The organism is Kamptonema sp. UHCC 0994 (assembly GCF_029167235.1).
Taxonomy (GTDB): Bacteria; Cyanobacteriota; Cyanobacteriia; order Cyanobacteriales; family Microcoleaceae; genus Kamptonema.
In genome coordinates, this window is the sequence record NZ_JARFTR010000223.1 from 21723 (window position 1) to 30949 (window position 9227).

At 41.2% G+C, this 9227-nt stretch carries 10 protein-coding genes; 4 read left to right on the forward strand and 6 right to left on the reverse strand.

Annotated features, from left to right (window positions below; translation table 11 throughout):
- Nucleotides 1–120: 120 nt before the first annotated feature.
- The 4 genes from PY364_RS20110 to PY364_RS20125 all read left to right on the forward strand — a co-directional run bounded on the left by PY364_RS20110 (nt 121) and on the right by PY364_RS20125 (nt 3456).
- Nucleotides 121–1608 (forward strand): mechanosensitive ion channel family protein, encoded by a 1488-nt coding sequence (locus tag PY364_RS20110; protein ID WP_275525198.1) that lies wholly within the window; start codon nt 121–123, stop codon nt 1606–1608.
- The gene (locus PY364_RS20115) at nt 1605–2684 is read left to right on the forward strand and encodes a substrate-binding domain-containing protein (RefSeq protein WP_275525200.1); all 1080 of its coding nucleotides are present in this window, start codon (nt 1605–1607) and stop codon (nt 2682–2684) included. The genes PY364_RS20110 and PY364_RS20115 overlap by 4 nt, the downstream gene beginning before the upstream one ends.
- A gap of 181 nt (nt 2685–2865) precedes the next feature.
- A complete protein-coding gene (locus tag PY364_RS20120; RefSeq protein ID WP_275525201.1) occupies nt 2866–3066 on the forward strand; it encodes a hypothetical protein in 201 nt (66 codons plus the stop codon).
- 180 nt (nt 3067–3246) lie between these two features.
- Complete coding sequence (locus PY364_RS20125; protein WP_275525202.1) at nt 3247–3456, forward strand: hypothetical protein; 210 nt, start codon at nt 3247–3249, stop codon at nt 3454–3456.
- A 137-nt stretch (nt 3457–3593) separates the two neighbouring features.
- On the opposite strand, the gene PY364_RS20130 is transcribed toward PY364_RS20125, so the two are convergent.
- The 6 genes from PY364_RS20130 to PY364_RS20155 all read right to left on the reverse strand — a co-directional run bounded on the left by PY364_RS20130 (nt 3594) and on the right by PY364_RS20155 (nt 9109).
- The gene (locus PY364_RS20130; protein WP_275525215.1) at nt 3594–4997 is read right to left on the reverse strand and encodes a TldD/PmbA family protein; all 1404 of its coding nucleotides are present in this window, start codon (nt 4995–4997) and stop codon (nt 3594–3596) included.
- Between the two features lie 220 nt (nt 4998–5217).
- Nucleotides 5218–6561, reverse strand: coding sequence for a type ISP restriction/modification enzyme (locus PY364_RS20135; protein ID WP_275525204.1), 1344 nt, complete (start codon nt 6559–6561; stop codon nt 5218–5220).
- Between the two features lie 30 nt (nt 6562–6591).
- On the reverse strand, nt 6592–6870 hold the full coding sequence (locus PY364_RS20140; protein WP_275525206.1) for a type II toxin-antitoxin system RelE/ParE family toxin: 279 nt from the start codon (nt 6868–6870) through the stop codon (nt 6592–6594).
- A complete protein-coding gene (locus PY364_RS20145) occupies nt 6851–7063 on the reverse strand; it encodes a hypothetical protein (protein WP_275525207.1) in 213 nt (70 codons plus the stop codon). Before PY364_RS20145 ends, PY364_RS20140 begins: the two co-directional genes overlap by 20 nt.
- 21 nt (nt 7064–7084) lie before the next feature.
- Nucleotides 7085–7312, reverse strand: coding sequence for a type II toxin-antitoxin system HicB family antitoxin (locus tag PY364_RS20150; RefSeq protein WP_275525209.1), 228 nt, complete (start codon nt 7310–7312; stop codon nt 7085–7087).
- A gap of 27 nt (nt 7313–7339) precedes the next feature.
- Entirely contained in the window at nt 7340–9109 is a 1770-nt protein-coding gene (locus tag PY364_RS20155; RefSeq protein ID WP_275525211.1) for an N-6 DNA methylase, read from the reverse strand.
- Nucleotides 9110–9227 lie beyond the last annotated feature (118 nt).

The window sequence follows — 9227 nt, forward strand, 5'->3', positions numbered from 1 at the left end:
ATGGCCTAAGAGCGCTGAAGCGCAACTACATACCTAAGTCCTGTTCTTCCTTCTTCCTTCTTCCTTCTTCCTTCTCCTTCTTCCTTCTTCCTTCTTTTTATTGTTTGCAAAAAAACACTCATGGATAAATCACTTTTGGGATGGTTATTGCTTTTAGGTCTAGGATTCCCATTATTAAGTATCCTGCTTGGTGAAGCAGTTTCAAGATTGGAAAGACAGCAGCACCCCTTAGCAATTGGTCTGCGTCAATTGCGCGAGTATGTGTTACCTCCCCTAGCTGTAATTTTGATAATGCGACAGGTTTTAAGCATCACTAACCAAAATTCCTGGGCCCGTTTTTTAGAAACGTTAACTTGGGTTGCCGTTATTGTGGCGGGACTCTCTTTAATCAACGCCTTGTTAACAACAAAAAAGCAATCAATCAAAGGGCAAATTCATGTACCTAACCTGTTCTTTCAGATAGCTAGGGGTGTAGTGATTTTAGCTATTGGCTATCACATTATTGATGGAGTTTGGGAGATAAGTTTGAGTGGCTTTGGTGAAACTGTGGGGTTAGCGACCGCAGTAATTGCCCTAGCACTGCAAGATACCCTCAGTAATCTGGTATCAGGATTATTACTGCTATTTGCCAAACCGTTTAGAGCGGGTGATTGGATTGAGATAGACGAAAAACAGGGACGGGTACTTGAGCAAAATTGGTGGTCGGTGACGATAGTAACTTCTGAGTGGAAATTAAATATTCCCAATGGGGTTTTGTCCCAGGCAAGTATTATTAATTACGGTCAGGGAGCAATTTGGAAAAGTATTTCCACCTCATTTTCCTATGACGATTCTCCTAATGAAGTGATTCTAGCATTAAATAGCTTGATGGAGGGTATAGATGCAATCGAAGACAAAGATTCTGCTGTGGTTAGTTCATACAAAGATGACCGTATCACCTACGAACTTTCTTATAAAGTAATGCCTGAAGAAGATGATGTTGTTTCTGCGGAAATCAAATCCCGACTTTACTATCTAACCAAACGTTATGGCTTTACTATGCCTTATCCGATTAAAGTTCAGTATGCCATCAATGCTCAACAAGGAATACCAAGCCGGATTCCCCAAGTATTAGAAAACCGCCAGCAGGAAGTGGTAACTTATTTGCGATCGCTGTCTTATTTCTCGACGCTTAATGATAATGACATTGAGAAACTGGCCCAAAGCGCTACATTTAAAGCCTATGGTAAGGGCGAGTTAATTATTCAAGAAGGCAAAGAAGACGAGGGAATTTATATTATTTTGAAGGGTACAGCACACGCTTACCTCAAAGATGAGAAAGGCAATCGCCAGATAGTAGATCAGCTTGAAATTAACGAAGCATTTGGTGAAATGGCAATCTTTCCAGGAGAGGTCAGTCCGGTTACGGCGGTTGCTGATGAGGATGTTGAGGTTGTGGTGATAACCGCAGATGCAATTATCCAAGCGATCGAGTCTAATAACAAATTCGCCTCTGAGATTCTTCAGTATATTGAAGAACGGAAAAAGATGGTTCGACTTGCCAAAGGAATCAAAGATGGGGCGAGTCCATTAATTAGTAAAAACAATCGGCGGGTGCAAGTAGGATGATGAAGATAACTAAAGCAAAGGTTTACAGAATTTGCTTATTTTTGAGCGGCATGATTTTATTATTGACTGCTTGCGCTCAATCGTCAACAACTTCAAAGGCAAAGATTGACAATGAAGCTAGTAGAGAAAAGAGATCGAAAGAAATCTTAGGTATTCAGCGAATCGAGAGTAAATTAATTCAATCTCCCTCAACCCAAAACTTAACTAAACAGGGTATTGTGCTACCGGGGGTAAATCCTCTGGAATTGGATGGAACACTGGTAATATCGGGATCTCCGGTAGTTTTGCCGATTAGTCAGGCTATTGCTCAAGATTTTATTCAAAATGGCTACCCTAACAAAATTGCGCTCTCTAGTATTAATAATGAAGTTAGTTTCAAGCTATTTTGTGAGCAGAAAAAGGTAGATATTATCAATGTAGTTCGGCCGATTAACAGTGAGGAGTTAGCCGCCTGTGCTAAGTCAGGTATTGAACCCATAGGCTTTCCTATTGCGATTGATGCCGTGACTATTGTAGTTAGTTCTCAGAATACATTTGTCCCAAACAGTCTGACGCGCAATGAATTGGCAAAGGTATTCACTGTTGAAAAGTGGTCAGAGGTGAATCCTAAATGGCCAACGGAAGTGATTAAACGCATTATCCCCGCTGAGGTTAGTGCGGGAGGCTCGGTTGATTTGTTTGCTCAAGCTATCTTTAAGGGGAACGTCAACCAACTTATTAATGCTCCCAATACGATATCTTATGACTTTGTAGAGCAGTTGCATTCAGAAGCTTTAATTAATCCCTACATGATTGGTTTTTTAGAGTATGGTTCCTATAAACAAAACCGCGACAAGCTGAAGGCGATTGCTATTGATACAGTAGACCCTTTCCTGCCAGCATATCCGATCGCTCGTCCGTTGTATATTTATGTAGATGCCAAAGCAATTCGGCAACGACCAGAAGTAGAAGGATTTGTTAATTATTACTTGACATCTGTGAGTGAAGAAGTATCTAATCTTGGTTATTTCCCAGTTAAACCAATCGTATTGGATGAGTCAAAAACTAAGTTTTTACAGGTGAAGAGTAATAAATAGTTTACGCTCTCCTCTGCCTCCGGCCTCCTGCCTTCTTCCCTAGCCCCTAGCCCCTAGCCCCTAACCCCTAACCGACGAAAGCGGTTGCTATATCTCTCCCTGAATTTATTTTTTTAGCCGGAAGGCCTAGCACAAAGTCCGTATCAAGAATTAGACACTCTAACACGGACACTACTATACTATGCGTTTTTACACCTCAATCCTTCTCTCAAGCCTGTTATTAATTGGTACAGCAGTTCGCGGTCAAAGCTTTGAACCAGTTTCATCTTCATCTTCCGACAGCAAAGCTGTCCCAGAATTACTAGCAGCTCAAGCAGATAATTACACAGTTCAAGCAAATAACGATAATGATGTCTCGCCTGAGCGAGGTAGTGGGCGATGAAGCCAATAAAAATCGAGAATTTAGTATCAAACGACCCAAAATTGCTGAATTCTTGTATTAACCATTTTAGTCGATCTTGTGCGTAAGTCCTATTTTTTTTAGTGTGACTCCCAGTTAGTTCCCGGATGGGCTAACTGGGAGTTTGTATTAGTAGGTATAAACTCTGACGCAAAACCAGTCATGTATAATTTCCTCCGAGTTATTCTATTTGCGACTCTACTCTCTGGAGTAATTATTCCCTCCCAAAAACTTGAGAATCATTCAATATCTGAGCAACTATTGCAGACTTCCCAAAAGATGCTCTTAGCTCAAGAAGCCAGTGGCGGAACCTGCGGGGATACTCCTACTCAGGGTTGCGGTCGCCGGGACAGTTCAGCTCACAAAGTTTAATTTTCAAAGTAATTTTCAAAAGCCTTAGCTCTGAAACTATGACCCCCCACTTTCATAAATAATCCTCCAATCTAAAAAATTGGAGGAAATTTGTTTTTTTGGGGAAAAATCCTCTTCATTATACCATTTCCCCAACTTCATATTTCCGCAGATTCTCCGCCAACAACAACATTACGAATTCGGAGACTAGGGCCGCCGCAACCAACAGGTAAACCACCTTGTCCACCCTTACCACAACCGCCGGATTCGTCCCAATAAAAATCATCGCCGATCCCTTCAATGTCGGCTAAAGTTGTAAATACATTCCCAGAAAGTGTGACATCACGCACGGGTTCAGCTAACTCGCCATTGCGAATCATCCAAGCTTCTCCAGCACTGAAGGTAAACATTTCACCGTTAGTCATTCCCCCTAACCAATTACGAGCATAAACTCCTTCTTGGATATCCGTAAATAATTCTGGAACTGGTGTTTTCCCTGACTCAATCCAGGTATTTGTCATGCGAACGATGGGAGGAAAATGGTAATTTAAACACCGAGCATTACCTGTAACTTCTTCCCCTAATTTGCCTGCGGTTTCACGGGAATGGAGACGACCAACTAATACGCCATCTTTGATTAATTGAGTAGTAGTTGCTGGTGTGCCTTCATCATCGTAGAAATAGCTTCCTCGGTGGCCGGGAGGGGCTGCACCATCAAATATTTGTAACTCGTCGGGGCCAAATTTGCGGCCGAGAGTCATTACTTCTAAGATGTCAGGATTTTCGTAGGCCATATCTGCTTCCGAGAGGTGTCCGAAGGCTTCGTGAACGAATAATCCGCTCAGAATTGGGTCAATGACGACGGTGTAAATGTTGCCGTTGACGGGGGGTAAGGCGAGGGAGTCTACGGCTCTTTGAGCGGCACTACGAACTTGATCGTCTAAGTTTGTCAGGTCTTCGTAGGCTTTGCGGGAGCCTGTGGTTTCGCGACCGGTTTGGACGGTTTCGCCGTTACGGGCGGTGGCGGCGAAGCGCATTTCCATGTCAGCCCAGGCTTGTTCGAGGAGAGTGCCTTCGGAGGTGGCGATGATGATGCGTTGGGTGCTGTCGCTATAACGAACGGAGATGGTGGCGATGTGGGGATCGACGCTGCGGAGGATTTCACCGTAGCGATCGCAAAGTCCTTTTTTCTGGGCTAGGGGTACGTGGCGGGGATCTGTGCCCGTGAGGGGAAGGATGCAGGTATCTTGAATGGAGGGGATGGGGGCGAGGTTGGTTTCTTCGCAACCGATGAGTATGGCGGCCGCGATCGCTTCTTCGATTCTGGCTGCGAGGCCGGCAAGTTGGTTGAAGCTGGCGAAACCCCAGCCGCCTTTGTGACAGACTCTCACTTGTCCGCCGATGGAGATGCCTTCGCTGAGGGTTTCGATTTTGTCGCCTCGTAGTAGGATGTCGGTTCCTTCGGCTTCTTCTAGTCGGATGGCGAGGTAATCGACTTGGCGCGAGTAGCGGGCCATTAAGTCGGTGAGGAGGTTTTTGGAGTCGGTGAAGGAGATAGGCATTTGGCGGCGGGTGTGCAATGTTAGTTAATTTTAGGCTTTATTTTGGCGTTTGATACTTTTAGACTTAAAGCCTGGCGAATATAATTCGCGGCTACAAAAACGAAGTCCGCCTACGCGGACTGAATACAGAGCAAGGATTTTGAAACCCGCGCAGGCGGGTTTAGTCTGTGTAGACGCGGTTTCAACCGCCCAGTTTCTTTTGCGTAATTATAGCACATCATCAATCTTTGGGCAATCCTAAATCTGGTAAGTTTTTCACTATTTTAACCGTTTCTAAACTAACTGTAATCACTTGTTTAATTAGCCTGACAATATATTCTTCATCATCAAGGCGATTGGGGTCATTAGTAATACCGCTACGTTTATCTGTACTAACTTGATATTGGTCGATAATCCAATCTAAAGCGGAACGGTTGCCTAAGCGATATTCAAAGACTTCTGTGGGAATCCCTGTGAGGGTAAGAAAGTCGTTATATTTGATTTCTGTTTTATCTTTGGAAAGTCGCATTTTTTCTACTTGCCAATCAATGGGAAGGTCTTTATTTTCTATGTGTTTTAGGCGATATTCTGGCTGTTGTTCGTAGTTAATATGGATTTCTGCGAGTCGTTTTCCTGCTGTTACAAAGGGTTGAAATTGGGGTGCAAAGGGAATGCGGGGAAGTTCTCGTTTGAGGTTGGCGGCGTAGCGTTCTCGGTAGTCGGGATGATGGAGAAGTGAGTATGTGTAATGAAAGATATCCCATTTGGTAATTGTGGAATCTTGGTAGTGAGTGCGATATTGTTCTAATGCCCAATCTGTGATATTTTCTTTGCGGTTGGTTCCGTCTTCGTCGTAGGTGTAGAAGGGGAAACATTGATATGCAGTACCACCACCGATAAAACTTAGATTAACAATTTTATCGCTAATAGTTGATGTGAATGGTTTTTCGGAACCAATCCCATTAAAACAAATCACTAAATTTTCAGCTTCCGTCTCTGAATTGGGGAATATAGAAGGAAATACATAAACTTCTTCATTTAAAATTCTATCAAAAAACAAAAATAAACAAGTAAAAGGACGGTATAGAGAAGTTCTAATTTTAGCTGGGGAAAAATCGGCTAATTTTCCTCTTTGTAAATCTAGTTTTAAATCTCGACTCCAATTTATCTGCGTATCATCATAACTCACAAAGTCATCAACCTTAACTGAATTATCTTTTTTCTGAGTCCATTTAATTACCTGCGCGTTGTAATTATTAATTATTTTTTCAATGTTGACTGAAACCTCATCAAATTTAAAATTATATGCCCAAACATCACGAGAAGTTACTACTCCTCGACTGTATATTTTAAACAAACAATCACTTACATTTCCCTTAGCTGACTTTGTTTCTTGGCTTCCTAATGCAATAAACGTCTCAAAATCATCTTCTAAACCGACCGTTAGCCAAATATGATTTTTATCCGGCTTAATTTCTTGCCATTCTACATTCCCAATATGCTCAATTTTTTCTAAATAAGTTAACTTTTCTTCTTTTCTCCAAAACTCATCCATTCTGGCATAGTAGATTTGTGTGTTTTTCATAAATTATCCCTAAATTCCTCAAACAAAGCCTTATTTATAGACATCTCCTCTTGCCCCAATCGTGTAAATTTCAATTTCATCAGAATCAAAATCGACACTAAAAACGATTCTAAACTTACCAATACGCAGTCGATAAAAGCCTTCCCAATTTCCCCTCATATTTTTAATGTCAAGTTCCATAAAGGGAATAATCTCTTGTTCTTCAACCAAAGTCAGGAGTTCATTTAGTTTCTCCCTAATTCTACCAGCATCTTCAAGAGTTGCCTTTTCTAAAAACTTCATCGCGTCCTTACGGAATTTTATGACCATGTTTCACCCACTCTGTCATATCAACTGATTCTTGATTTTCATAGTCTGAGGGTGAACCAAACATTACATCTAGTTCCTCTTGTTCTTTCTCACTTACATAGGGAATCAAGGCCTGTGAGAGTAACAGCCTTTCTTCCCGCAAAACTTCCCGTACACTCTCTTTAATTAAAGCTTTAAGTTCCTGGATTTCCATTAATATTCTCCTTCTCTTAAATTAATGAGTAATAACTTTATCAGCAACTACTGTTAAAGGTTGGGGAAGTTGTCTTCCTTGTTGCTGATATTCTTCAATTAAAAGCTCTAAAACTTCTTCTCCATGCTTTAGTGCTTCTGCGTAGGTTTCTCCGTGAGTATGGGAGTATGGGCCAAACTCAGGCAAACTAACTACATATTTCTGATCTTCCTCTGACCATTGGATAAAAATACTATAACAGTGATTCATACTTATTGTTCCTCATTCTCTTTTCGATCAGAAACTTTTACGATGTCTAACGAATATATTAACACTCACACCCACCTGAATACCAAATACATTATGGGTTGTACCTGACAGCTTAGGATTCTTGCGAACATTTCCCCCCAAGTCAAACACATAAATCTTATCAAACTCTTTTTCTAGTTCTTGTCTCATACCGTCAAAAGCTAAGGCCTCAATAAAACTATTATTAGTCACAAAGGCGATAATTCCTTCTTCGGCAATTCTATCACTCGCCCACCGAATCGCTTTTACATAAGTATCCGATAAAGCATTTTTATTCGTCGCCTTTGATGCTTTAGCATAAGTCGCCGCAACCACATCATCTATTCCCGTTTTATCTTTGGTTGTATATCGCCGATTTTTATTATTATCATTCTCATTCAACTGCCCAACATTATAAGGCGGATTGCCAATCACCACAAAAATATTTGATTGTCTTTGCCTTTCAACCCGCTTCATATTTTCAGGGCTAAATAAATTTAACTGCTGAATAGCTTGATCCTCAAAAGTATCAACCAAACAAATCCCCTCAAAAGATTTATATTCCCCAGCTTGCTCAAAGTATTCATGCTCAATATTCATCGAAGCAATGTAATAAGGCAACAACATCACCTCATTACAGTGTAACTCATGTTCAAACTTATAAGGCAATGCTGATTTTTGAATCTCGGCAATTTCTCGCATTACCCGAATGATAAAATTTCCCGTTCCCACAAACGGGTCAAGAATATGCACACCTTTATCAACTAATGACTTACCAAACTCTTTCTGCAAAATCTCCTCAACACTTTTGACCATAAAATTAACAATCGGTTGAGGAGTATAAACAATCCCGTGAGTATCAGCAATCTTTACTGAAAAACCTTGAAAGAACTTCTCATAAATTCGATTGAGAAAATCCTGTTTTTGAGCATAATCATCAATAGTTGCAGCCGTTTCCTCAATCGCCCCATAAAACCGATCTAACTTGCTCAAAAAATGGCTACGACTAAAAGCCTTAGAAGTTAAAGCATTAATTACCTTCTCAATTTCTACGGCAATAATATTACGTTGAGCAAAATCAGGATTATTAAACACGCTGCGAAAAATGCGCTCAGTTAATAAATGCTGAATCAACATTTCCTCAACGGCTTTATCTGAAAGATTGGGATTAATTGACTGACGACAAAGTAGCAGAAAATCGGCAAAAGCATCAATAAATCTTTTATTTTTTTTCTCCTGATCGCGGATCAATTCTAACAGTGCAGTAGCGTGTTCCTTAACCCGGTCGCCAAATTCCTCAACGGCTTTTTCCCATTGTTCAATTGCTGGTGGCCGATAGTCAAAAAGTTGGCGCACGACATCTACCAACGCCTGCGGCTTAGAAATATCCTCATCCAGAACTAGCTTACCATCCTGATAGAGAATAGCGCGATCGGGTTGCTGAAAAATAATATTATCTTTGGGATAACCAACAGCAAACTTTTTCTGAACTTCCTTCTTTAAGTCGTCATCGCTATCTTTTGCTTCCCAATAAGCCCGCGCTAAATTATAATCATCTACTAAAGCCCCATCCATCCGAATTGGCTGTTTTTTGGCTCGCTTAATTGCATATTGTGGTACTAAAGTCCATTGAAATTGGCGACCACAGGATTCAAGTAACTGCTGAAAAGCTGTTTGTACAGCCCCTTCATGTTTAACTCCCAATTTAGCATATTGTTCTAAAGCTTCGTAATAGACTCTGATCGGCTTATTGGTTGGCTTGAGGCTGAGATTTGGCATATACAATCTAATGTTTAAGTCAATAATAATTTCATCCCATTATGCCTAACTATAGCAAGCCTCAACGATCGGCAGTTATCGGGCCTCGTAACGCCGCCCTCTGGGCGGTCGAAAAACC